Origin of the sequence: Bacillus sp. DNRA2, from assembly GCF_012843265.1 — a bacterium.
Taxonomy (GTDB): Bacteria; Bacillota; Bacilli; order Bacillales; family Cytobacillaceae; genus Bacillus_BU.
The window spans coordinates 53,820-78,324 of record NZ_JABAIT010000005.1 but is presented as its reverse complement, the minus strand read 5'-3'; the positions used below and the strand labels follow the sequence as shown (position 1 = coordinate 78,324).

General features: G+C 39.2%; 20 protein-coding genes. 17 read left to right on the top strand and 3 right to left on the bottom strand.

Annotated elements, in window-relative coordinates:
• Positions 1 to 15: 15 nt before the first annotated feature.
• The 7 genes from nadA to HHO41_RS06255 all read left to right on the top strand — a co-directional run bounded on the left by nadA (position 16) and on the right by HHO41_RS06255 (position 9,830).
• Positions 16 to 1,122 (top strand): quinolinate synthase NadA, encoded by a 1,107-nt coding sequence (gene nadA / locus HHO41_RS06285; protein WP_169096599.1) that lies wholly within the window; start codon positions 16 to 18, stop codon positions 1,120 to 1,122.
• Between the two features lie 163 nt (positions 1,123 to 1,285).
• Positions 1,286 to 3,853 carry a DEAD/DEAH box helicase gene (locus HHO41_RS06280; protein WP_169096597.1) on the top strand — a complete coding sequence of 856 codons (2,568 nt, stop codon included), beginning with the start codon at positions 1,286 to 1,288 and terminating at the stop codon, positions 3,851 to 3,853.
• A gap of 323 nt (positions 3,854 to 4,176) precedes the next feature.
• Entirely contained in the window at positions 4,177 to 6,363 is a 2,187-nt protein-coding gene (locus HHO41_RS06275) for a malate synthase G (protein WP_169096595.1), read from the top strand.
• 97 nt (positions 6,364 to 6,460) lie between these two features.
• Positions 6,461 to 7,249 (top strand): hydroxypyruvate isomerase family protein, encoded by a 789-nt coding sequence (locus tag HHO41_RS06270; RefSeq protein ID WP_169096593.1) that lies wholly within the window; start codon positions 6,461 to 6,463, stop codon positions 7,247 to 7,249.
• A gap of 1 nt (position 7,250) precedes the next feature.
• Complete coding sequence (locus HHO41_RS06265) at positions 7,251 to 8,144, top strand: NAD(P)-dependent oxidoreductase (protein WP_169096591.1); 894 nt, start codon at positions 7,251 to 7,253, stop codon at positions 8,142 to 8,144.
• A gap of 123 nt (positions 8,145 to 8,267) precedes the next feature.
• Positions 8,268 to 9,089, top strand: a complete 822-nt coding sequence (locus HHO41_RS06260) for a uroporphyrinogen-III synthase (protein ID WP_169096589.1) — start codon at positions 8,268 to 8,270, stop codon at positions 9,087 to 9,089.
• 297 nt (positions 9,090 to 9,386) lie between these two features.
• Positions 9,387 to 9,830, top strand: coding sequence for a PCYCGC motif-containing (lipo)protein (locus tag HHO41_RS06255; protein ID WP_348981230.1), 444 nt, complete (start codon positions 9,387 to 9,389; stop codon positions 9,828 to 9,830).
• Positions 9,831 to 9,849: 19 nt separating this feature from the next.
• Here the strand turns inward: HHO41_RS06255 and HHO41_RS06250 are convergent, their stop codons facing one another.
• Complete coding sequence (locus tag HHO41_RS06250) at positions 9,850 to 10,464, bottom strand: DUF3298 and DUF4163 domain-containing protein (protein WP_169096585.1); 615 nt, start codon at positions 10,462 to 10,464, stop codon at positions 9,850 to 9,852.
• 133 nt (positions 10,465 to 10,597) lie between these two features.
• Between HHO41_RS06250 and HHO41_RS06245 the strand changes: the two genes are divergently transcribed.
• Both HHO41_RS06245 and HHO41_RS06240 read left to right on the top strand, forming a co-directional pair.
• Positions 10,598 to 11,257: a YdeI/OmpD-associated family protein gene (locus HHO41_RS06245; RefSeq protein ID WP_169096583.1), complete on the top strand. Its 660-nt coding sequence runs from the start codon at positions 10,598 to 10,600 to the stop codon at positions 11,255 to 11,257.
• A 198-nt stretch (positions 11,258 to 11,455) separates the two neighbouring features.
• Positions 11,456 to 11,938, top strand: coding sequence for a flavodoxin domain-containing protein (locus tag HHO41_RS06240; protein ID WP_169096581.1), 483 nt, complete (start codon positions 11,456 to 11,458; stop codon positions 11,936 to 11,938).
• A gap of 289 nt (positions 11,939 to 12,227) precedes the next feature.
• Here HHO41_RS06240 and shc read toward each other — a convergent pair whose 3' ends face one another.
• Positions 12,228 to 14,120, bottom strand: coding sequence for a squalene--hopene cyclase (gene shc, locus HHO41_RS06235; protein ID WP_169096579.1), 1,893 nt, complete (start codon positions 14,118 to 14,120; stop codon positions 12,228 to 12,230).
• Positions 14,121 to 14,283: 163 nt separating this feature from the next.
• Between shc and HHO41_RS06230 the strand changes: the two genes are divergently transcribed.
• Positions 14,284 to 15,369: a DUF2515 domain-containing protein gene (locus HHO41_RS06230; protein ID WP_248278384.1), complete on the top strand. Its 1,086-nt coding sequence runs from the start codon at positions 14,284 to 14,286 to the stop codon at positions 15,367 to 15,369.
• Positions 15,296 to 15,760, top strand: a complete 465-nt coding sequence (locus tag HHO41_RS06225; RefSeq protein WP_248278383.1) for a CBO0543 family protein — start codon at positions 15,296 to 15,298, stop codon at positions 15,758 to 15,760. Before HHO41_RS06230 ends, HHO41_RS06225 begins: the two co-directional genes overlap by 74 nt.
• 65 nt (positions 15,761 to 15,825) lie before the next feature.
• Here HHO41_RS06225 and HHO41_RS06220 read toward each other — a convergent pair whose 3' ends face one another.
• Positions 15,826 to 16,080, bottom strand: a complete 255-nt coding sequence (locus HHO41_RS06220) for a DUF2533 family protein (RefSeq protein ID WP_169096577.1) — start codon at positions 16,078 to 16,080, stop codon at positions 15,826 to 15,828.
• 255 nt (positions 16,081 to 16,335) lie between these two features.
• Between HHO41_RS06220 and ccpN the strand changes: the two genes are divergently transcribed.
• The 6 genes from ccpN to HHO41_RS06190 all read left to right on the top strand — a co-directional run bounded on the left by ccpN (position 16,336) and on the right by HHO41_RS06190 (position 24,414).
• Positions 16,336 to 16,971, top strand: coding sequence for a transcriptional regulator CcpN (gene ccpN / locus HHO41_RS06215; protein ID WP_169096575.1), 636 nt, complete (start codon positions 16,336 to 16,338; stop codon positions 16,969 to 16,971).
• Positions 16,972 to 16,998: 27 nt separating this feature from the next.
• Positions 16,999 to 17,814, top strand: coding sequence for a pyruvate, water dikinase regulatory protein (locus tag HHO41_RS06210; RefSeq protein WP_169096573.1), 816 nt, complete (start codon positions 16,999 to 17,001; stop codon positions 17,812 to 17,814).
• Between the two features lies 1 nt (position 17,815).
• Positions 17,816 to 20,491 (top strand): pyruvate, phosphate dikinase, encoded by a 2,676-nt coding sequence (gene ppdK / locus HHO41_RS06205; RefSeq protein ID WP_169096571.1) that lies wholly within the window; start codon positions 17,816 to 17,818, stop codon positions 20,489 to 20,491.
• A gap of 110 nt (positions 20,492 to 20,601) precedes the next feature.
• A complete protein-coding gene (locus tag HHO41_RS06200) occupies positions 20,602 to 21,357 on the top strand; it encodes an exodeoxyribonuclease III (protein WP_169096832.1) in 756 nt (251 codons plus the stop codon).
• Between the two features lie 130 nt (positions 21,358 to 21,487).
• On the top strand, positions 21,488 to 22,954 hold the full coding sequence (dacB, locus tag HHO41_RS06195; RefSeq protein ID WP_169096569.1) for a D-alanyl-D-alanine carboxypeptidase/D-alanyl-D-alanine endopeptidase: 1,467 nt from the start codon (positions 21,488 to 21,490) through the stop codon (positions 22,952 to 22,954).
• A gap of 80 nt (positions 22,955 to 23,034) precedes the next feature.
• On the top strand, positions 23,035 to 24,414 hold the full coding sequence (locus tag HHO41_RS06190) for a S8 family peptidase (RefSeq protein ID WP_169096567.1): 1,380 nt from the start codon (positions 23,035 to 23,037) through the stop codon (positions 24,412 to 24,414).
• Positions 24,415 to 24,505 lie beyond the last annotated feature (91 nt).

Genomic DNA, 24,505 nt, shown 5'->3' with positions numbered 1-24,505 from the left:
AAGGGGGATATTACGATGAACATATTTGATACTCTTGTGAAAACAACTTCTATTCCCGAAATCTATCGCAATATGAAACAAGAAGAATTAGAAGAAAAAGTAAGAGAAATCAAGGCTAAATTAGGAAAAAAACTATTTATACCAGGTCATCATTACCAAAAAGATGAAGTGATTCAATTTTCAGATGCAACCGGGGATTCATTAAAACTTGCACAAATTTCTGCGAAAAATAAAGATGCTGAAGCGATTGTTTTCTGTGGTGTACATTTCATGGCGGAAACCGCCGATATATTAACAACTGAAAATCAAACTGTTTATTTGCCAGATATGCGGGCAGGTTGCTCGATGGCAGATATGGCCGATATTTTTCAAACTGAACGTGCTTGGACTGAATTAACATCGTTGTTTGGTGATACCATGCTTCCATTAACCTATGTGAACTCAACTGCTGCAATTAAAGCTTTTGTCGGCAGATATAACGGTGCGACGGTTACTTCTGGGAATGCTGAAAAGATGGTGAAATGGGCATTAGAACAAAAGCAGCGCTTAGTATTTCTACCCGATCAGCACTTAGGCCGAAACACAGCCTATAACCTTGGAATAAAGCTAGAGGAAATGGCTGTTTGGGATCCAATTACGAACACCCTTGAAGCTCAAGTGGAAACGGATAAGATAAAAGTGATTCTTTGGAAAGGGCATTGCTCAGTCCACGAAAACTTTACAGTTGAAAATATTAAACAAGTTAGAACTGACTATCCAGAAATGAACATCATTGTTCACCCAGAATGTCGTCACGAAGTTGTAGCCCTATCAGATTATGCTGGTTCTACCAACTACATTATTGACCGAATTAAGCAATCAGAACCAGGCTCTCAGTGGGCAATTGGTACGGAAATGAACCTAGTCAAACGGATTATCAAACAATATCCAGATCGCCATATTGTTTCATTAAATCCTCATATGTGTCCATGCTTAACGATGAATCGTATCGATTTGCCACATTTAGCGTGGAATTTAGATCAAATTATCACTGGTAGCGCTAGTCAAAACATCATTAAAGTTGATACTGAAATTGCCAAAGATGCAAAACTAGCCTTACAACGCATGCTCGATTTAGCGTAATTTTTGGTCTTTAAATCTAAACTTGAGCCCACTACACTACTAAGTGTAGTGGGCTTTTTGTAAATCAATTGAATGTTCATTCTTTTTATAGGAAAATAGTACAGACTATTATTAATAATGGCAGTTTTCGGCTAACAAATGACCCATAAAAAAGGAGCAATAAATGAAAACGTTGGACACGATTTATCCATTTGCTGTTGAGCATACAAAGAAAAAGGTGTTCGAGGATATTGAACATTATTTGGAAAATAAGCCCGAACCAGTTCATTATGAACATTACCGTAACGAGCGAGCCCACTATTTAGATCAGCTCTGGATTAATATTTGGATTAATAAAGCGACTAATGCCATCAACAAAAAGGAGAAAAAGGCTTTCTTAACAGAAAAAGGTTTTCAAGTCGAAGGGGTTGATCGGAAGCTCATCAATCAATTATTCCGCAACGAGATCCGTGATTATCAGCCGTTTGATATCGTCACATGGCTTGATAGTGTGTTTTACAATCACAATGATGCTTGGCTAGAACAATTTGAACAGGCCAGAATGAAGCATGAAGTTCGATTGGCGGAAGAACGAATCGCAACTGAGAAGATGGGCGTTGTTACATCGATTTCAGAGAAGGTAGAACAGCTGTTCCAAAGCCAATATGAAGTGTTATATTTATACATTCGATATTATGTTGCGAAACAAATCATGAAGGATTTTGAGCGAAATCCAAAGTTTGGGATTAAAAAATCCTATCAACTCGAAAAAATCATTGAAACAGATGAATTGCTTAGCCCTTCAGATTTTCGGTTAATGAGTGATTTATTTGAAGAATTGACTGGGGCAATCCATGAAAGTCTTGAACGAGGCCGAGTCTATTATGAATATGAAACCTATAATAATCTGTATGAAACTTTGATTACCCAACATTTATTTGAAATCGCTCCTGGCTTTATTTTTCAAAGGATACCGAACCTTAAGGAGCTTTATGAGGGTGTCTTTGATAAACCACTCTCAGATTCAGCGTTACGTAAGCTCATTTCCGAATTAATACTTGAGCTTAGCTATGATTATACCGAAGAAATTGCCGAAGAGTATGTTGTAGATTTAGTAAAGCTTGCTGATGTTCCATTTGACGAAGATGTTCACTTAAGCCTTTTTAAACAGGACTGCAAGACACGTGATCAGCGTCAGGAAGCAGAGCTTGCAGAAATGAAGCGTAAGGAAGAAGAAGAAGCTCGCATTATTGAAGAGGTATTTGGCAGTGAATACCGACCGAGTATTGGAGGCAATATTCATTTTGTGCTCCATATTGGTGAAACGAATACAGGAAAAACCCATCAGGCACTACGCAGAATGAAACAGGCAGATAGCGGTTTATATTTAGCACCATTAAGGCTACTCGCGCTTGAAGTGTACGATAAACTTAATGCAGAAGGGGTCCCGTGCTCGCTCAAAACAGGTGAGGAAGAAAAATTTACTCCAGGTGCATCACATGTATCTTGTACCGTTGAAATGTTTTATGAAAAAGAATTTTACGATTGTATAGTCATTGATGAAGCTCAAATGCTCGCTGATAAGGACCGAGGCTACTCATGGTATAAAGCGATAACGAAAGCAAACGCCAAAGAGGTTCATATTATTGGTAGTCGAAATATTAAAGAAATGCTGCTTGAACTTTTAGGAGAGTCAAGTTTGGAGATTCATGATTACAGTCGTGAAATTCCGCTTGAGGTAGAAAGTCGCGAGTTTAATTTGTCTCATACAAAAAAAGGTGATGCGCTCGTTTGTTTTTCGCGCCGAAAGGTTCTGGAAACAGCAGCCAGGCTGCAATCTATGAAACATAAAGTTAGCATGATTTACGGAAGTATGCCGCCTGAAACCCGAAAAAAGCAAATCCAACGTTTCAATGACGGTGAAACAACGACAATTGTTTCAACTGATGCGATTGGTATGGGCTTGAATTTACCAATACGGCGCATTGTGTTTTTAGAAAATGAAAAATTTGACGGAACAAGACGGAGACGGCTAACCTCGCAAGAAGTGAAGCAAATTGCCGGACGGGCAGGGCGTAAGGGAATCTACGATATTGGAAAGGTTGCCTTTTCCACTGAAATCGGAACGATGAAGAAGCTCTTGGCTAATGAGGATGAACCTGTCCAATCTTTTGCGATTGCTCCTACAAATGCCGTATTTGAGCGATTTCAGAAATATTATCATGATCTGGGTACCTTCTTTGAACTTTGGGATAAGTTTAAAAGCCCTAAGGGGACAAAAAAAGCGAGCCTAACGGAAGAACGTGAACTGTACCAAATGGTTCAAGGTACAGAGATTGAAGCCCGTTTGTCACTAAAAGATTTATACGGATTCTTGCATCTCCCTTTTTCATCAAAAGAAGTCGAATTAAGGCAGCAATGGCGTCGAACTATTTATGCGATATTGGAAGGGTATGAGCTTCCCGAGCCCAATATCAAAAAGAGAAATCTTGAAGAACTTGAACTAACCTATAAAGCTTTAGGGCTGCATCTTTTGTTTTTATATCGTCTCGAGCAGCGCACTGAAGCCCATTATTGGGAGCGGGTGAGAGAAGAGATTAGTGATGACGTTCATGAACATTTGAAATCGGAAATTAAAACATATAAAAATAAATGTAAGCGATGTGGCCGAAATTTGCCATTGGATTTTTCGTTTCCGATATGTGATTCTTGTCATTCATCCCGATATCGTCGGGAATATGATAAATTTTAGCTTAATGAGACCGTTCTGGCTTAAAACCAGAATGGTCTCTATTTTTTTAAACAATGGGAAAATTTAAAAAATTAACCAAGAATGTCTTTAATTGTGTATCTTTCTCTGTTACAATATTTATTAAATTGGTAAGGTTGTTTTATAACAGGAAGGAATCCAGATTTATAGAGAGAATTATAAAAGAATGTAGAAAATAGAAGATTTTTTTTAGGAGTAAAAAAACACAAAATCTGCAAGGGAGTAACCATTACTTGTCTGAACCTTCTTTAATCAACTAGGCTTACATTTTAATTTTTTTAACTTTGAAAGGTAGGAAATAGTTCATGACTAAATATTTAGAAATAGGCAGTTTAAAAGTAGCTTCCGTATTATATGATTTTGTAAATAAAGAGGTTCTTCCTGGAACTGGTGTGGAGGAAGGCTCATTTTGGGCTGGTTTTGAAGCTCTTATAAATGAACTTGCACCGGAGAATAAAGCATTATTAGCACGTCGTGATGAATTACAAGAAAGAATTAATCAATTCCACTTACAAAATAAAGGTAATGATGATTTCAATCAATACAAATCATTTTTACAAGAAATCGGTTATTTAGAACCTAAACCTGAAGAGTTCAAAATTAACACAGATAATATCGATGAGGAAGTAGCACTTCAAGGTGGACCACAACTCGTTGTTCCAATTAACAATGCTCGCTATGCTATTAACGCTGCTAACGCACGTTGGGGAAGCCTTTATGATGCATTGTATGGAACAGACGCCATTTCTGAAGAAGATGGTGCCAATAAGGGCAAAGGCTATAATCCAGTCCGTGGAGCAAAAGTCATTGCCTACGGTAAGGACTTTTTAGATCAAGCCATTCCATTATCTAACGGTTCCCACAAAGAAGCGGTGAAATATGCGATTATTGATAATGAGTTAACGGTTACACTTGAAAGCGGAAAAAGTGTTGGTTTGAAGGAAGCATCAAAGCTCGTTGGATATCTTGGAGAATTAAGTGAACCAACTTCTATTCTATTAAAAAATAACCGCATGCATATTGAAATTCAAATTGACCACGAATCTCCAATCGGTAAAACAGATGCAGCAGGTGTGAAGGATATCATCCTTGAGTCTGCCATCACTACGATTATGGACTGCGAGGATTCGGTTGCAGCAGTAGATGCTGTTGACAAGGTTGAAGTTTATACAAATTGGTTAGGACTGATCAAAGGAACTCTTTCAGCAAAGTTCTCAAAAGGTTCTAAAGATCTTATTCGTACTTTGAACCCTGATCGTCAATACAAATCAACTCAAGGCGGTACCATTACACTATCTGGTCGTTCTCTAATGTTTATCCGTAATGTTGGACATTTAATGACAAGTGATGCCATTTTAGATAAAAATGGAAATGAAATTCCTGAAGGTATCCTGGATGGCGTGATTACAAGCTTAATTTCTAAACATGAAATCATTGGAAACAGCAAGTATCGCAATTCGACAAAAGGCTCAGTATATATCGTTAAACCGAAAATGCATGGTTCAGCTGAAGCGGCATTTGCTAATAAATTATTTGGCCGAATTGAAGACTTAATTGGCTTAAAGCGCAATACATTAAAAATTGGTGTGATGGATGAAGAGCGCCGTACATCCTTAAACCTAAAAGCTTGTATCCGTGAAGTGAAGGAAAGAATTGCGTTCATCAATACAGGATTCCTTGATCGTACTGGTGATGAAATGCATACTTCAATGGAAGCAGGTCCAATGATTCGCAAAGGCGATATGAAAACATCTGAATGGTTAGCTTCCTATGAAAAATCAAACGTATTTGCTGGACTTGATTGTGGTTTGCAAGGTAACGCTCAAATTGGTAAAGGAATGTGGGCAATGCCAGATTTAATGGCAGACATGCTTGTTCAAAAAATTGGTCACCTTAAAGCTGGTGCCAACACAGCTTGGGTACCATCACCAACTGCAGCAACACTTCATGCAACTCATTACCATTTAGTTGATCCAATTGAAATTCAAAACGTGTTAAAGAAAGAGTCTACTGACTTAACAGATGGTATTTTACAAGTCCCAGTTGCCAAAAATCCTAACTGGTCTCCTGAAGAAATTCAAGCTGAATTGGATAACAATTGTCAAGGTATCTTGGGATATGTAGTTCGTTGGGTTGAACAAGGTGTAGGATGTTCTAAAGTGCCGGATATTAACGACATTGGCTTAATGGAAGATCGTGCGACACTTCGAATATCTAGCCAGCATGTTGCGAACTGGCTACACCACGGTATTTGTACAAAAGAACAAGTCGTTGAAACTTTAAAACGGATGGCAAAAGTAGTTGACGAACAAAACGCAGGTGACTTATTATACCGTCCTATGGCTCATAATTTTGATAATTCTATTGCGTTCCAAGCAGCGTCTGACTTAATTTTCTTAGGCTACGAACAACCAAGTGGCTATACCGAGCCAATTTTACACAAACGTCGTAAGGAAGCAAAAGCAAAATTCTTGGCAGAGCAAGTTCGCTAAGAATAAATCACATAAACATATAATGCAGCCAATGTGCTTAGGTTTACACCGAAGCACATTGGTTCATTTTTTTTCATACATATTTCGGAGGGTAACTATGAATAAATATGCTGTTAATCTCTCAACGATCTTTACTGAAGTACCGTTTATCGAACGTTTTAAAAAAGCAAAACAAGCAGGATTCAATTTTGTCGAATGTCAATTTCCATATAGTGTGCCCGTAAGTACCATTCGAGAAGAACTAGAAATGAATCAGCTATCGCTTGTTTTAATTAATATTCCGGCCGGTGATTGGGAAAATGGTGAACGGGGCTTGGCAATCTACCCAGAACGAATCCCAGAATTTAAGGAGTCAGTTGCAACAGGGATTGAATACGCTCAAGGACTTGGAGTTAAAAAATTGCATTGTCTTGCAGGAATTGTACCAGTTGACATGAACCCAGCATTAGCAAGAAAAACCTATATCGAAAATCTTACTTTTGCAGCGGAACAATTGGCTGCTCATGGAATGACGCTGCTAATCGAGCCAATTAATCAGTTTGACATGCCAGGTTATTTTTTAAATGATATTAAAGAGGCAGTGGAAATAGTGGAAGAAATCAATTTGCCGAATGTGAAACTCCAGTTTGATTTTTATCACATTCAAAAAACAAAAGGTAATTTGTTGGCAAATTTCACTAATTACATGGACAAAATTGAACATATTCAAGTTGCTGATGTGCCAGGACGTCACGAGCCGAATACTGGTGAAATTTATTATCAGCGTGTGTTAGCGGAAGTTTGTAATAATGGATATCGCGGGTTTATTGGTCTGGAATACATCCCTTTAGGAAAAAGTGAAGATAGCTTTTCATGGATAGAACTTTATCAGAGAGGGGAAAAGTGAAATGAAGATAGGGTTCATTGGGACAGGAGTCATGGGAAGTCGCATGGTGAAGCGACTGCTCGCTAAAGGCTATCAGGTGATGGTTTTTAATCGTACACCAGAAAAGGCAGCAGCTTTGGCGGATTTTGGGGCAGAAGTGACCACCTCGATTGCTGAGCTAACGCAGCATTCAGATGTCATTTGTACCTGCTTGCCGATGCCACAAGATGTTGAATTGGTGTATTTGAGCGAAAATGGAGTATTGGCAAATGCCAAACCTCATACAGTGTGTATCGACTTTACGACAGTTGGTGTGGATACGAGCCGTGTGATTTTTGAAGCTGCCGCAGCAAATGGAATCAGCTTTTTGGATGCGCCAGTGAGCGGCGGCCCTGAAGGTGTTGAACATGGAACATTAACGATTATGGTTGGAGGAGAAGAGTCTGTTTTTGACAAAATCGAGCCGATTTTCTCCGTGTTAGGAGAGACCATTCAATATTTGGGGCCATCAGGATCAGGTAGCATTGCCAAATTAATTAACCAATACTTAGTGGCAGTCCACTCGATTGCGGCGTCTGAAGCTATGGTTGCTGGAACCGCACTGGGTTTGGATTCGGAGCAGTTATTCCAATTACTCACGGTAAGTTATGGGGATAGTCGGATGTTGCGCCGCCATATGGAGGGGTTTGTCTTAGAGCGTGAGTTTGCACCGGGTGGCGCAGTGAAATATGTACATAAGGATGTTGCTCTGGCTAATAAGTTGTTTGCTGAAACCGGAATGTCTAAGTTTTTAGGACGTCATGCCGAGAATGCCTTTGCAGGTGCAATGGAGCAAGGCTTAGCTGATCTTGATATGTCAGCCGTAATCCAGCCTTTGGAAAAAGAATGTGGTGTTGTCGTGGCAAAGAAAAAATAAATGAGGTCGGCTTTTTACAGTATTCTTTTAAAATGGCATCACAGAATAGTATAAATATTCGTTTTTTTCTCCTCGGTTTGGTAAGGTAATGTATATACATATATATAACAAAGGGGAGATCATATGGGTCATGCATTAACCGGAAAAACGATTGCGATTGCCGGCAGTCGCAAGTTGGAGGAGATTTCAGCTTTAATTGAAAAACAAGGTGGGATGGCTGTCATCCGTCCACTCCAAGGAACTGTATTTTTAGCAGAAAAAGAAGTGGAGCCAGATCTCCGAAAATTTATTGAAGAGGGAGCCGATTGGGTAATTTTAACAACTGGAATTGGCACAGATACGCTGATTGACCTCGCTGATAAAATGGGTAAGAAGGCGGAATTCCTGAGTCGTCTTAATGAAGCAAAGATTGGTGCTCGAGGATACAAAACCCTAGGTGTCTTGAAGAAAATTGGGATTACACCAGTCGCCATCGATGATGATGGGACTAATCGGGGGCTCGTTCGAAATCTGCAGCATGATGATTTTACTGGAAAGAGAGTTCTAGTACAGCTTCATGGTGAAGCAGCGCCTTCGTTGATTCGTTTTCTTGAAGAAAACGGAGCTACAGTACAGCAAATATTGCCCTATCAACATATTCCACCGCAAACGGAAACCGTTGAACAACTGTGTCAGGAACTTTTATCTCATAAAGTGAATGCCGTCTGTTTTACCACTGCTGTACAGGTACGCTTCTTATTCGAGTACGCCAAGGAAAAGGGAATTGTTGATAAGCTTATTGATGTTTTCAATTCAGATGCACTTGCAGTTGCCGTCGGAAAAATAACGGCAGAGGCGATACGTGAAGAAGGTGTCGAGCGATTAATTGCTCCGGAATTTGAACGAATGGGAGCCATGATTATTGAATTGGCTCGATACTATGAGCAAATTGAAACTTCTAATTGATGTGTTTTAAGCCAATCTTTGGGATTGGCTTATTTTTATTACCTGATTTACCTCGCTTAACCGGGCAGGAAGACTTTCACCTCGATATAAATATATGCAGTTGTTTGGTATCGATTTTATAGATTAATATTAATCATTGATATCGATAATTACTAAGGTGTTTAGTGAGAAAAGTTACTGTTCGATTAGAGTTTGAATTTTATGATTGAAGCGGGTGGAGAAAATCTTTTACCTAAAACACTTATGAAAATTTTAAAGTTACGTACGTGTAATAAATTCCACAACGAGGTGAACAGCATGGAAAGTTTAAAACTGTTGGGCATGATTAGTATTTTGTTTGTTTTAATTTTAGTCGGTTGCGGTAAGAAAGAAGACTTGGTATTAGATTCAAAGCACATTGAGTTGCCAGACTATGTCCTAAATACATCTGAAAAGATTCAAAACACCTATATTATGGCAGCAACATACCCCGAAGCGTTATCGGCAGCTCCCTGCTACTGCGGTTGTAATGGTTCTGATGGCCATGAAAGTGTGCTGGATTGCTTTGTGGATAGTTTTGGCAAGGACAAAAATGTGACAGGCTGGGACCAAATGGGCATTGCCTGTGATATATGTGTGGTCATTGCAAATGAGGCGACAGAAATGCACTTAGATGGTAAAGATCGAAAAGAGATATATAACTATATCACTAAAAAATACGATGATTACGGTGAACCAACACCAACACCTGTTCCAAAATAATATGTTTGATTAGAGAAACTTAAAATGAACCCATCATTTTTCCAAGTGGGCCATTTTCGTCAATGATATTTTGGAGGTCATAAATGCTGATTGGGAAATAAGTAATCCCATAATAGTAGGGTGCTAAATCATATAGCTGATAAAAAAGAATTAAACTTTTATCAGCTATATAAAAATTATTGTTTCCAGGAAAATTTATTGGTTCGCTTATGACCGGAATCTCGCGTTGTTTTATTTGAAACTTAATGATATCTAGCAGCTTAGTTTGATAGTTCGAGCCTGCTTTAAATAAATCAGTTAAAGTGTATTGTTTACCAGTTGTCATATCAAAGGTGAGCGTCCGAATGGTTGTCATGCCATGGGCTCCGCCTGTGTAGGAATAAACATATAATGCCACACTAAAAATGCCACGCTGATTCGTTTTTACCTCAAACCAGCCATTTAATTCAAGGAGTGATGGCTCGTAATAGCTACGTTCCTTCAATAATTGATGATAGGCGTCCATTACGCTCCGATTAATGTGCTGCTGTACGCTATGATTTGTTAAACCAGAAATCATTGGATAATAAATTTCGATTTTTTTGTTTGGTTCAATATGTTGATGTGTCTGGACAAGCGCCGGATGTTGAAACATGGACACCACTCCTTACATTCGTTTGCTACATGTATATACAATTTGTAAAGTAATGGTGCAGATGCCTAATTTTTGTGTTCTGATTCCATTCCTTATATAGTAAAAGAAAAACAACCTAAAGAAGGAGCAATGTATGTCAATCGCAACGAAACTTAAACTCGAAAAATATCATAACTTAGTGATTATTAATCAACCAGCGGATTATGACATCCTACCTGGAAGTGCAACATCTGTATCGCAAGGACATGATTGTATTTTTATTTTTATAACAAATATTGATGAGATGGTTTCAGAGACTCAACAAATCATTAATAATGACAAGCTTCTTGGTGAAAAAGGCTATTTATTCTTTGCCTATCCGAAAAAGGGAAACAAGCGCTACGAGACATATGTTCACCGTGATGAAATATTCCCGGCAATGAAGGTGAATGACGACGACGGATATGTGGGTAACAGCGAAATTAAATTCTCACGCATGGTCAGCATGGATGATGTGTTTACTGTCGTTGGTTTAAAGCGGGAGAAAAGGAAGGCTAAGAAATCTACCGCCTCTAGTCAATGTGTTGACGACTATATTGAAAATGTTGAAGATGTAGAAGCATATCTGTCGAATAATGCCCCGGATGTTTTTGCAATCTTCCAGGAGTTAACACCAGGCTATCAGCGTGATTGGGCACGGTATATATTTTCGGCAAAACAGCAGGCGACTCGAGAAAGACGGCAGCAGCAAATGATGGAGGTACTAGGGCAAGGTTACAAAACGATGGACTTATATCGACAGAAGAAAAAATAAATTATTAATTCAAAAAAATTTCGGAATTTTTTCGAGGGTAAACTTGTCAAATCAACTATGATAGAAGTAGTCATCTTAATACTTTTGCTTAGTAACCGAATACAGCTCAAACTACACAGAATCCCAGCTTAGAACATAAGAGCTTATGTTTGAGCTGGGTATTATTATTTTTAAGAGTGAGATAAGGAGGGCAAATTCATGAAAAGCATTATTGTATACTGTTCATCACATGGCACCACTGCCAAGGCTGCGAGAATTTTAGCAGAACAATTAGAAGGTAAGGTGGATAGAGTTGATCTAAGCCAATACAGAGACCCCGATTTATCCTCCTATGATGCCGTAATCATCGGTGGGTCAATCCATGCTGGTAATATTCAGCGCAAGGTAAAGCAATTCATCAACAATAATCATGACATATTGCTAACCAAAAGGTTAGGATTTTTCCTTTGCTGTTACCGAGATGGTGAAGGGGCAAATGAACAGTTTGAAAATGCCTATCCAGCCGACCTCCGCGCCGTTGCTAAATCTGAAGGACTTTTTGGTGGCGAATTCATATTTGCTGATATGAATTTAATTGAACGGATCATTATTAAAAAGGTTGCCGGTGTTGCAAGTGATACTTCAACCTTTAATGTTGATTCCATCAAACAATTTGCTCAAACCTTTAATCAAGCATCATAAGTGGGGGCCGTAGACTTCTATCATTTGTAGCCAAGGATTCGTAAATACAAAAAACCCCATTTCTTTATTAAGGAAATGGGGTTTTGTGATTTTCGAATTGAAAGAGATCATAGGCGGATAATTTCCGCCTAATGTAAAAAGTGGGGGACAAAATATCCGAAATAAGCGGAAGTTTTCCGACTAAATGCTCTAAAAAGGACTAAATTCAACGATTTGGATAACATTAACGGAATTCCTCCGCTTATTTTCAAACAGTGTGTGATCAACATTCAGCAAAAACAGAGTCCTACTATAAAAACTTATTTCGATAATGGGATAGTGCAAGGAGGGGGAAAATATACCGATAGCTATGGTAATGAATATAGAAACCTCCTGCCATCCCTTGGCCTTTGGGATAGGCTGTCGTCCAATCATTTCGCTCTAGAGATCGAAGCAAATAATGGATACCTGCTTCAATAGACTGTGTTGCAACGTTTGAAACGGAAATTAATGCATCAACAGCCCAAGCAGTATCAGTTAGGGTGCTATTGCTTAAGGGTACATAACGCTTCACCTCGTCACTTAAGCAAGATTCTCCCCATCCACCATCTTGATTTTGTTGAGCTTCTAACCACGTGATCGCCTTTTCGATTGACGGATGTTTGGCATGGACTCCAACTGCGCTAAGTCCTGTCAGGGCTGCCCAAGTCCCGTATAGATAGCAGATGCCCCACCGTCCATACCAAGCTCCGTTTTTCTCTTGCTGCTCGAATAGTGATTGAATTGCTCTAGTGATAATCGGGTGATTGTCTGCGAGTTTCGTATAATGACCAAAAAATTGTAATGTCCTACCAGTTAAATCTGGTGTTGACGGGTCAGCGATTAAGAATTCAGCTTTTTCGAATGGTAATAGTTCCAGCCAGTCCTGATTAATGTTTCGTTCAAAGGATGGCCAGCCACCGTCGTCGTTTTGCATAGAGACGAGCCACTTTATACCCTTTTCCCAAGCAAAGCGGGCTTCACGCTTTAAGCGCACACTTCTAGCTACGGCACGTAAAGCAGCGGTCGTATCATCGATATCGGGATGAAATGTATTAATATGGGAGAAACCCCAGCCGCCAGGCTTCCCCTGCTGGTTATGAAGCTGCCAATCTCCAAATTTTGTTTGCTGCTGCGAGAGCAAATATTGGTTCGCTCGCAATACGGAAGGATCTTGTGTAGAAACGCCTGCTTCTTGCAATGCGGTACTGATTAGTGCGGTATTCCAAACGGTAGCCGTTGTGTATTGGATGTGAGTATGACCGTCAATTTTCGTACGCAAATTGATTAAGCCTGATACGGCCTTCGTGATAAGGGGGTCGTTTTTTGATTTGCCTAAAGCAAGTAGGGCGAAAATCATTAAAAAAGTTGAACTAAAATAATTCAAAAAAGTCCCATCGCCCTCAAGTCTATCCAACATATATTGTTTTGCTTTCTGGGTGGCCACCTTTTTCATTCGCGATGGTAAACCAATTACCGCAGTTAAGCCTTGCTCAATGATTGAGGCTAACGTCTGCCATTTTGTTGATCGACTAAAATTCAGTTCCTCATCATGGACCTGTAACTGTCTATTTATGCGGAGGTGTGAAAGATCTGGACTTTTAGCTGTTCGGATACTACATTTCTTATCTGCTAAAATCATAATCGGACTGAGATTAGCACGCCCAAACACAGAGAGGCTAAAGAAATTCACGGGGGCTGAATTAGGTAAGAGCATGAATTCAACAGGAATCGGAAAAAAGGTTGGCCACTTCATTTGACCTGTTAAACAAAGCATAATTTTTGCAAACATATGGATGTTGTCTAGGCCACCCTTAGCCAAAATAAAACGTTTTGCCCGTTCTAACTCCGGACTGCTAGATTTGTAGAATCCTGAATAAAGCAGACTATAGTAAGCTTCCACTGTTGTCGTAATATTTCCTGTACCCTCATCATCAAATAGTTTCCAAGCACCGTTGTCTTGCTGCCGATGCATGATTCGTCTTGCCAGCTGTTGAATTAACTCCTCATCATTTATCTCAAGCGTTCTTAATAAAATAATCATATAAGCATCTGTCGAGATGCCAGTTTCAAAGGGATATTCCCACGTACCAAGGGGAGATTGATCCTTTTTAAGCTGTTCAATTAAACGTTGTATTCCTGACTCCACATTCGTAAACGTCACGGTCAATTCTCTCCCAACTTATGTTTTTACTCCATAAATATTCGGTTTGCAAAAAAGAATGACTTGAAGGGGGAGATGGGTAATTTTTTTTCTGAATAAAAAACCAGCAGTGAAACCTCTACCTAAGCTTCCTCTGTCATTAGTTGTGCTCAAGAAAGATTTGTTGAAAAAAAAACAATTAACAAGTGAGACTAATCCATCGCCTCCAATTACGAAGGATGAGATGTATTTGATTAATCGGATTCATAGTGAGACACAAAGATGGAATCGTAATAATCTTACGCGAACAAAGGCTTATCTCGATTTTTATAAAAGTCATCCAGAAATTCATTGGGCGTTTCTCGGTCATATGGTGTCTAGAAACGGCGGTTGGAATATGACGGATTTAGAAGGAGAGTTTTTAGCGGTTTTGCTCTCAAGTAATGAAAGGCATCAGTTTTTTTCGTTTCTCGAACGTGGGAACTGGCTTATTTTTCAAGATGCCTATCCACAATTTTTACTTTATGAGGAAAGCCTAAAGCGAGGGAAACCATTATTTCATTTGCTATCCCATTTCGGAGTTTCGATGTTCATGGAAGCAATGTGGAATCATTTCTTTGTTTACCATAATCAGTATATGTTAACCATGGCTCTTGTAGTCAATGAACAAAGTTATTTAGAGGAACGAGTGATACAAAAACCACATTTTAAAACCAATGTGATAAATACACTACAGTTCAAGCTGCAGGAGCTGTTTTCATTTACACATATTTTATTCCCTTATTCTAAGGGTTCAAAAATAGAGCTGATTGGGAAGCCTTTACCGCAGTTTGATTCATTGAGGCAACGGATTTTGCTTGGTAAGGTCTTATATGGGCTGTTATTTCGAAACAAGCAAGTTTTGGAAAGGGTTTATCAATGGGCGCTCTCAACACCACATACTGGTTCAAGAAATGATTATTGGCCAAAGCTGTTTTCTGTAGTTAAAGAGGGGACCCCAGGTAAAATTTATCAACTAAAGAGACTAAATGGCTGTCGCCTTAAGGCTGGAATGCCAAGAATATATAGCCCACAACTACAATATGTATGGAATGACGTTCGCCATGAACCTGCTGAAGGGGGAGATTGGTATAAGGATATCGATGTTTTAGAGTATTTAATTGAAGACCAGGAAAAACTAGGTGGGGATATTAAACGTGAGTATTGTCAAACACTTGAGAAACTTGAGATCGCCGTCATCGCTAAAAAAGCTGTCTCGATATGGACCTAACAATTTTGTTGAACGGCTGTCAACAATCCTGTTTGGAAGTTTAGTAGCAACCTATTTAGATTTATATTTTGTAGGGCATGGTTTGTACAGCTTTCCGATGCGCCCATTTCCAGAAATTTTCTCAATCAACATTTTGTTTACTTTGATTGTCCTGCCATTTAGTCTTTACGTCTATTTTTCGGTAATTTCAATGATAAAGGGATGGAAGCGAACGGGGTTGATTCTTAGTTTGGGTATGCTTGCAGCTGTTTTTGAAAAGTTTGCCGAAGAACAAGGATGGTTTAGCCATCAGTTGAACTGGCATCATTACTATACGGTTTTTGGTTTTTTTATTTATTTACAATTGATTACATTGGTTTATTTTTGGTTTAAACAACTACTACGGAAATAAAAAAGCCACCCTAAAGTTCAGTCAGTTCACTAACTTTGGGGCAGCTTTTTGATGATTAGTATGTCCTATTTGCTTACATACTCCTGAACCATTTGGACGCTAACCATTTGTCGTTCAGGTAGATTTTCAATCTTTTTTGATAAAAGATTCATTTTTTCAGTGACTTGATTAATTTTTTCAGTGCTAAATGGCAGTCCAGCTTTACATAACTGGCAGGCTTCCTCAATGAAGGTTTCTCTGTCTTGATCTAACAAAGCATATTCTCTAATAATATGATTTAGCCCGTTAACATGTGCTGATAATGCTTTATGTACGCTCATTTCTTCTTCGACACTCCAATTCTTTCGTTAATTGTTTTCTATTTTACCATGAAAAGTTGGATAGACAAACAATTGGGAATTTTTCTGTTTTTTCAACTGGAAAAACTTATCCTACAATAATTTGTCACAAATCGTTTACATTCTACGAAGAAATCGAATTGATTCGAAATGTAATATACTATATATTAATCGTATAACACATTTAAATGATTTTTCGCATATGTGTAACACATTTATTTTCCTAGTTGGAGGGTGGTGGATCACATTAAGCTTTCAAAACGGCAAGAAGAAATCCTGCAAATAGTCAAGGACGAAGGACCCATTCCGGGAAAGCAAATTGCCCAGAAATTGTCCTTAACGAGGGCGACCTTAAGACCTGATTTAGCGATCCTTACGATGGTTGGTAATTTAGAAGCGAGACCAAGAGTTGGTTACTATTATAAAGGTCCTGAATTAGACCAATTGAAGGATTGGTTTTCACATCACTATGTCAACCAATATAAGGCACACCCAGTCGTGATAAAAAAGTCTGTTTCAGTCTATGATGCTATTGTTCAGATTTTTTTATTAGATGTTGGAACGCTATATGCTGTCAATCAAAATGGTCATCTTGCCGGTGTTATATCAAGAAAGGATCTTCTCAGAGCTTCAATCGGAAATCGAAATCTTCAAGAATTACCGGTAAGCGTTATTATGACGAGGATGCCTAATGTTATCACGATAAAACCAGAAGCAACCCTCCTTGAGGCAGCGAGAAAAATGATTGACTACCATATCGATTCGTTACCAGTTGTAGAAGAAATAGATGCTGACTCCCATCTATACCAAGTTGTAGGGAGAGTCACAAAAACAACGATAACGAAGGCATTTATCGAGATGGGCAGTCTGTAAAATGGACATAGGAAGGTTGTGCGATTTTTGGACGATAAACAAATTGTCTATGTAGTATCCGATTCAGTCGGAGAAACAGCTGAATTAGTTGTGAAAGCTGTTGTGACACAATTTAATGGCGGGAATGTTGAATTGATTAGAAATCCATATGTTGAGGATTTTGAAGATATCGAGGACATCCTGCTAATGGCAGGAAAAACTAATTCCATTATTGCCTATACCATTGTGATTCCTACTTTAAAAGAGTACATGGATCGGCGGTCAGTTGAGGAAGGGATCGTGGCAGTCGACCTCTTGAATCCTCTTATGGACGCATTTATCCAGAAATTCCACAAGGTTCCAAGACGTGAGCCTAAGTTAATGCGAAAGCTGGATGATGATTATTTTCGAAAAATAGAAGCAATTGAATTTGCTGTTAAATATGATGATGGCCGTGATCCACGCGGGATTCTGCGCGCTGATATTGTCCTCGTGGGAGTTTCGCGGACGTCGAAAACGCCGCTTTCAATGTATTTGGCGCATAAGCGCTATAAAGTGGCAAACGTTCCGTTAGTGCCTGAAGTGGCACCTCCGGATGAGTTGTTTAGCATACCGAGAAAAAGATGTGTAGGGCTGATTATTTCCCCAGATCACTTGAATGCAATTCGAACTGAGCGTCTGAGAAATCTCGGCTTAACAAGTAAAGCAAATTATGCCAACTATGAACGTATTCTTGAAGAATTAGAATACGCAGAAAAAATTATGAAACGGATTGGCTGTCCAGTCATCAATGTATCAAATAAAGCAATCGAAGAAACAGCAGACTACATTTTAGACGTGCTAAAAAGAGAGAGGAGTTCGTAAAATGACAAAATTCGTTTATCTGTTTAATGAAGGACATAGTGGAATGAAAGAATTATTAGGAGGAAAAGGGGCTAATCTAGCTGAAATGACTAGAATTGGTCTTCCTGTTCCTTTTGGCTTTACTATTTCAACCGAGGCTTGTAACGCCTATTACGACGCAGGGAAGAAGATTTCCACTGATGTTGAATTGCAGATTTTGGAAGCACTTTCACATCTAGAAGAAAAAACAGGCAAACGATTAGGGGATCCTACGAATCCACTCTTAGTATCTGTTCGTTCAGGTGCTGTATTCTCAATGCCGGGAATGATGGACACCGTTTTAAACTTAGGTATGAATGACGAAACTGTTGAGGCTGTTGCAAGATTAACAAATAATCCACGCTTTGCTTATGATTCATACCGTCGTTTTATCCAAATGTTCTCAGATGTTGTGCTTGAAGTAGATGTGTTCTTCTTTGAACAATTATTAGAAGAATACCGTGAAGAGAAAGGCTATACCTCTGATCCGGAATTAACAGCGGAAGATTGGAAGGTTATTATCGCTGGTTATAAAGAAATTGTTAAAAAACGTACGAAACACGAGTTCCCACAAGATCCAAGAGAGCAGCTATTCCTATCCATCAATTCAGTATTTGATTCATGGAATAATCAGCGTGCAATCGTTTACCGTCGCCTTCACAAAATTCCAGGCCATTTAGGTACGGCTGTAAATATCCAAAGTATGGTTTTTGGTAACATGGGTGATGATTGTGGAACTGGAGTAGCCTTTACTCGAAATCCGTCTACTGGTGAACATGACTTATATGGTGAATACTTAATTAACGCCCAAGGTGAGGACGTTGTGGCTGGAATTCGGACTCCGCTGCCAATCCATACCTTGAAGAATGAAATGCCGGAAGTGTATCAGCAATTTGCTGACACTTGCCGCCAATTAGAAATGCACTATAAGGATATGCAGGATATTGAATTCACAGTCGAAAAAGGCAAACTATACATCTTGCAAACTCGTACTGGTAAAAGAACTGCACAAGCGGCAATCCGAATTGCTGTGGAAATGGAAAAAGAAGGAATTATCGACAAGAAAACAGCATTACTACGTGTCGACCCAGATCAATTAAATCAATTGCTACACAGTCGTATTGATGATTCTTTTGAGCGAAAAATTATTGCAAAAGGTCTTCCTGCTTCTCCTGGAGCAGCAACTGGACAAGTTGTTTTTGATGCAGACGAAGCAGAAAGCTTAACTAATGAAGGCAAGAAAGTGATTCTTGTGAGACCTGAAACAACTCCTGATGATATTCATGGTATCGTGTCTGCACAGGCAGTAGTTACTAGCCGTGGCGGTATGACAAGCCATGCGGCTGTTGTTGCGCGCGGTATGGGTAAAGCTTGTATCTGCGGTTGTGAAGCACTAAAAATTGATTTAAGAGAAAAGCAATTTACAGTTGGCGATTTAGTCATTAAGTACGGAGATGTCATTACTATTGATGGTGGTACTGGTGAAATCATGCTAGGTGAAATCCCAATGATCGACCCTGAGCTATCAGATGAATTCCAATTATTATTAGAGTGGGCTGATGAAATCCGCAAGCTTGGCGTTCGCGCAAATGCCGATAATCCAGAGGATGCTCGTAAAGCGTTTGAATTTGGCGCTGGTGGTGTCGGTCTATGCCGTACTGAGCATATGTTCATGGATATTAAACGGATTCCAATCGTGCAAAAAATGATTCTAGCTGCCAACGTTGAAGAGCGCAGAGAAGCTTTGGAACAATTATTACCAATGCAACAAGGCGATTTTGAAGGCATTTTCGAAGCAATGGAAGGTTTACCGGTTACAATTCGTTTATTGGATCCTCCTTTGCATGAATTTTTACCTGATAAAGAAGAATTACTTGTTGATGTCACAAGACTGCAAATACTTGATCCAGAATCCGAAGAGCTAAAGCAAAAAGAAATTTTGCTTAAAAAAGTTCGCCAGCTTGACGAATTCAACCCAATGCTTGGTCTTCGCGGTTGCCGTTTAGGTATGATTCACCCTGAAATTTATGAAATGCAAGCAAAGGCTATTTTCTATGCGGTTGCTAAATTGGCTGAAAAAGGGATCGCGGTGAAGCCGGAAATTATGATTCCATTAGTCGGACACGTGAATGAACTTAAAGAAATGCGCCAATTGGTCATCGATGCTGGTATTCAAGTTCAAGAAGAAACTGGTGTTGAGCTAGATTATATCATTGGTACGATGATTGAAATTCCGCGTGCTGCCCTAACTGCTGATCAAATTGCAGAAGTGGCTGATTTCTTCTCATTTGGAACAAATGATTTAACACAAACGACATTTGGCTTCAGCCGTGATGATGCTGAAGGTAAATTCCTTCAAGCATATGTCGAGAATAAAGTTTTACCAGAGAATCCATTTGCGGTCCTTGACCAAGAAGGTGTTGGTAAGCTAGTTGAAACTGGTGTTACACTTGGTCGAATGACAAAGCCAACATTAAAAACTGGTATTTGTGGAGAACATGGTGGTGAAAAATCATCAATCGAATTCTGCTACCGTGCGGGACTTGATTATGTGAGCTGTTCACCATTCCGTGTCCCACTTGCAAGACTCGCTGCTGCACAAGCAACGATCGTAAACGAAGAAGCTGTTGATGATAAGCTATTGGTTTCACAAGCTTAATGATTGGAAGCTGCCTTTTTTGGGAAAGGTAGCTTTTTTCTTTTATGTAATATAGAAACAAGGTAGAATAAAAAAGATTATGAATATTAGACAACAAGGGGAAGAAGATGATGAAACTAGTTTCCTGGAATGTGAACGGGATCAGGGCTTGTGTTAATAAAGGATTTAAAGACTATTTCAATGAAATGAATGCAGATATATTCTGCATACAAGAAACAAAATGCCAAGCAGGGCAAATTGACCTAGGATATGAAAGCTATTACGAGTATTGGAATTATGCAGAAAAAAAGGGTTACTCTGGCACAGCGATTTTTTCAAAAAAACAGCCCCTTTCTGTGAAATATGGAATTGGCGTAGCTGAGTATGATTGCGAGGGTAGGGCCATTACGCTTGAATATGAAGATTTTTATCTTGTGAACATCTATACTCCTAACTCGCAGCGGGATTTAGCGAGACTAGATTTTCGATTAACTTGGGAGGACTACCTTCGAGAGTACTTGTTGAAATTGGACTCACATAAACCAGTGGTTGTTTGTGGTGATATGAATGTCGCCCATAATGAAATTGATTTGCGCAATCCGAAATCCAACCAGAAAAATTCAGGATTTACGCCTGAGGAACGAGCAAAGATGACTGAATTATTGAGCGCGGGTTTTATTGATTCATTCCGATTTTTCAATCCTGACTTGCCGGATGTTTACACCTGGTGGAGTTACATGAATAAGGTCCGAGAGCGGAATATTGGCTGGCGGATTGACTATTTCCTCGTTTCGCAAAAGTTAAAGCAGCAAATCATTGATGCCCAGGTCCATTCGCAGATCATGGGGAGTGATCATTGCCCGGTATTATTGGAACTTGATGTATAACAAAATATTACTTGTAAAAAAGGCAATCGAATCTGATTGCCTTTTTTTGTTGAGTAACGAGCATCTGCATGATTTTAGCATATCTGGACAAAATATTATTTTGATAATATTTTTGGAACGGGATGGTCTCATGAACTGTAAAAAAAACGTAGTCGGACTTCTAGTTGTCTTGATTATGATTGGCACAACTACTCCGCACCAATATGCTGCCGGCCGAATTAACCCACAATTGGAGGCGAAAATTCTCCAGGTTCTCAAAGAAGAACCGTCACTCGAGGGAGCTATTGCAGGAATAAGCTTGCGTCAAGCAAGTACTGGAGAGGTCATTTTTCAGCATAATGGTGATATTCGCCTCAAACCTGCCTCAAATCTAAAACTACTAACTGCTGCAGCAGCTTTAGAAGTGCTAGGAGAAAATTATCAATTTACCACCAATTTATATATCGATGGCAAAATCAAAAAGAAAACTCTGTCAGGGAATTTGGTTTTACAAGGTAAAGGTGACCCAACTTTGATGAAAGATGATTTCGATAAATTTGCAACTAAGGTGAAAGAAGCTGGAATCAAGGTCATCAACGGCGATTTGATTGGTGATGATTCATGGTATGATGATGTTCGCTATTCGCTCGATATGCCATGGAGTGATGAAGAAACATATTATGGAGCTCAAATTTCAGCATTAACCGCATCCCCTGATCAAGATTATGATGCGGGCACAGTCATCGTTGATGTAACACCTGGAAATGAAATCGGTTCTACTCCCTCTATTTCGTTAACTCCAAATACTCAATTCATAAAAGTCGTTAATGAAGCCGTTACAATATCTCCAGACGGTAAACAGGAATTAATGTTCAAGCGAGAGCATGGGACGAATATAGTCAAGGTTAGCGGTAGCATTCCCCTAAAATCCAAGCCGACGCGGGAATGGGTCGGTGTATGGGAGCCAACGTTGTATGCGCTTGAGCTATTTAAGCAATCTCTTGAGGAAAAAGGCATCATCTTAAATGGAAAAATAAAAAAAGGAAATGCCTCAAATTCCGCAAAAAATATTGTTACTCGGCGTTCTATTCCATTATCAGAGCTAATCCTTCCGTTTATTAAATTAAGCAATAATGGTCATGCTGAAACGCTCATTAAAGAGATGGGTAGAGTAGAAAAAGGCAAAGGAAGCTGGGAAAAGGGGTTAATAGTGATGAAAGAAGCACTTCATAAACTTGGTCTTAATCCTGATACCTTGGTTATACGAGATGGCTCTGGGATATCCCATGCAGACCTCATACCAGCTCACGAATTAACCAAGCTGCTTTTCCTTGTTCAAAAAGAACGATGGTTTCCAATCCTGCTTAGGTCATTGCCGGTTTCAGGTAATAAAACAAAGGAGATTGGTGGAACGTTAAGACGAAGAATGGCTGACCCTGCTTTGGTAGGTAAAATTAAAGCCAAAACAGGTACAATTTCCACCGTAAGTTCACTCTCGGGTTATGCTGAAACAAAAAATGGCGAAGTGATCATCTTTGCGATCCTGTTAAACAATTTAATCGACGAAGAAAAAGGCAAGGCGATTGAAGACCGACTAGTTTCCATATTGATTGAGTAAGACGTTGCTATTAATTTCCTTGATTACATCTTTATTAGAAAAGTGAAGCTAATAACAATGATGAAATAAGAGGTGGACTTATGGGAAAGAGAACAATGTATTATTCAATCGGTGGAGCAATTGCTGCAATATTATTAGTAGTGGGTCTTGCGGATTGGAATTCTGAACGCAATGAGTATCGTACCCAGCAGATTAAGAATAGTGAGAACAATCGATTTGTATATGACACGACAAAGCTTAAAGCAAACGGAAATTCTGCTCCACATGTCATGAATATAAACAGTATTCAAATGGGTGAAACAATCAAGGGTCACTTACGCCAAGATCCTTCCATCAAACTAATCAAACATACAGAAACGAATGAGAGTCATTATAACAAAAATGAAGTGACTGTTAAATTTAAAAGTAATCCAAATGACACTGAGTTGAATCAAATTTTAAAGGAAATAAACGGAGATGTCCTAAAGCATTTAGATTCGACGGTGGTGTTTCGCTCGCATTCGCTCTCAACCCCTGAGCTTATTACTTATTTTAAAAATAAAACAACGGTAGATTTTGCAGAACCGAATTATCTTTATTTGCAAAATGAAATGGGACCAAATGATTTGTTATATCAGGAGCAATATCAATGGAATCTTCCTGTAATAAGGACAGAAGTGGGTTGGGATGTAACACGAGGGAAGGAAGATATCATTATTGCCGTCGTTGACACGGGTGTCGATCTTGCGCATCCTGATTTGAAAAATCGCTTAACTCAAGGCTATAACGTGATTGAAAATAACAATTTTCCGGATGATGATAACGGTCACGGCACTCACGTTGCAGGGATAATTGCCTCTGAAACCAATAATCAAGAAGGTGTAGCAGGAATGACTTGGTATAACAAAATTATGCCCGTTAAGGCGATGGAATCTGGAGGTTACGGAACCACTTTTGATATTGCAAAAGGGATAACATGGGCAGTTGATCACGGAGCTGATGTGATCAATTTAAGTTTAGGCAATTACCAACCGTCTGAGCTCATGCAACATGCAGTTCAATATGCATACAAAAACAACGTGGTTTTAATTGCAGCTTCAGGAAATGATAATTCGACTCATCCAAGCTATCCAGCCTGCTACCCTGAAGTTTTGGCGGTTTCGGCGATAGATTTTGATGGAAAACGAGCTTCTTTCTCTAATTATGGTGATTATGTTGATGTAGCTGCTCCCGGTGTGCAAATTCCCAGCACCTATTTTAATCAGCAATATGCTGCTCTGTCAGGCACATCGATGGCCTCACCACATGTCGCCGGTCTTGCTGGTTTAATTCGCTCTGCCAATCCAGACCTCTCGAATAAGGAGGTAATCAATATTATTAAAAAAACGGCGTATGACTTGGGTCCCAAAGGTAACGATGCTGAGTTTGGTAGGGGATTAATTGATGTAAGAAGCGCATTGGAGGCTGTTTCAATAAAGTAATAAAACATAAGTTGTTTATTTTGCAATGAAACGAGGTCGAAGTGCCTCGTTTTTTTTGCGTGATAGATAGGCACTCTTACTGATAGGAACG

Bases quoted from the DNA above. Each gene is read 5' to 3' on its own strand.
- nadA (WP_169096599.1), top strand. From the start codon at position 16: ATGAACATATTTGATACTCTTGTGAAAACAACTTCTATTCCCGAAATC.
- HHO41_RS06280 (WP_169096597.1), top strand. From the start codon at position 1,286: ATGAAAACGTTGGACACGATTTATCCATTTGCTGTTGAGCATACAAAG.
- HHO41_RS06275 (WP_169096595.1), top strand. From the start codon at position 4,177: ATGACTAAATATTTAGAAATAGGCAGTTTAAAAGTAGCTTCCGTATTA.
- HHO41_RS06270 (WP_169096593.1), top strand. From the start codon at position 6,461: ATGAATAAATATGCTGTTAATCTCTCAACGATCTTTACTGAAGTACCG.
- HHO41_RS06265 (WP_169096591.1), top strand. From the start codon at position 7,251: ATGAAGATAGGGTTCATTGGGACAGGAGTCATGGGAAGTCGCATGGTG.
- HHO41_RS06260 (WP_169096589.1), top strand. From the start codon at position 8,268: ATGGGTCATGCATTAACCGGAAAAACGATTGCGATTGCCGGCAGTCGC.
- HHO41_RS06255 (WP_348981230.1), top strand. From the start codon at position 9,387: ATGGAAAGTTTAAAACTGTTGGGCATGATTAGTATTTTGTTTGTTTTA.
- HHO41_RS06250 (WP_169096585.1), bottom strand. From the start codon at position 10,464: ATGTTTCAACATCCGGCGCTTGTCCAGACACATCAACATATTGAACCA.
- HHO41_RS06245 (WP_169096583.1), top strand. From the start codon at position 10,598: ATGTCAATCGCAACGAAACTTAAACTCGAAAAATATCATAACTTAGTG.
- HHO41_RS06240 (WP_169096581.1), top strand. From the start codon at position 11,456: ATGAAAAGCATTATTGTATACTGTTCATCACATGGCACCACTGCCAAG.
- HHO41_RS06220 (WP_169096577.1), bottom strand. From the start codon at position 16,080: ATGAGCGTACATAAAGCATTATCAGCACATGTTAACGGGCTAAATCAT.
- ppdK (WP_169096571.1), top strand. From the start codon at position 17,816: ATGACAAAATTCGTTTATCTGTTTAATGAAGGACATAGTGGAATGAAA.
- HHO41_RS06200 (WP_169096832.1), top strand. From the start codon at position 20,602: ATGAAACTAGTTTCCTGGAATGTGAACGGGATCAGGGCTTGTGTTAAT.
- dacB (WP_169096569.1), top strand. From the start codon at position 21,488: ATGAACTGTAAAAAAAACGTAGTCGGACTTCTAGTTGTCTTGATTATG.
- HHO41_RS06190 (WP_169096567.1), top strand. From the start codon at position 23,035: ATGGGAAAGAGAACAATGTATTATTCAATCGGTGGAGCAATTGCTGCA.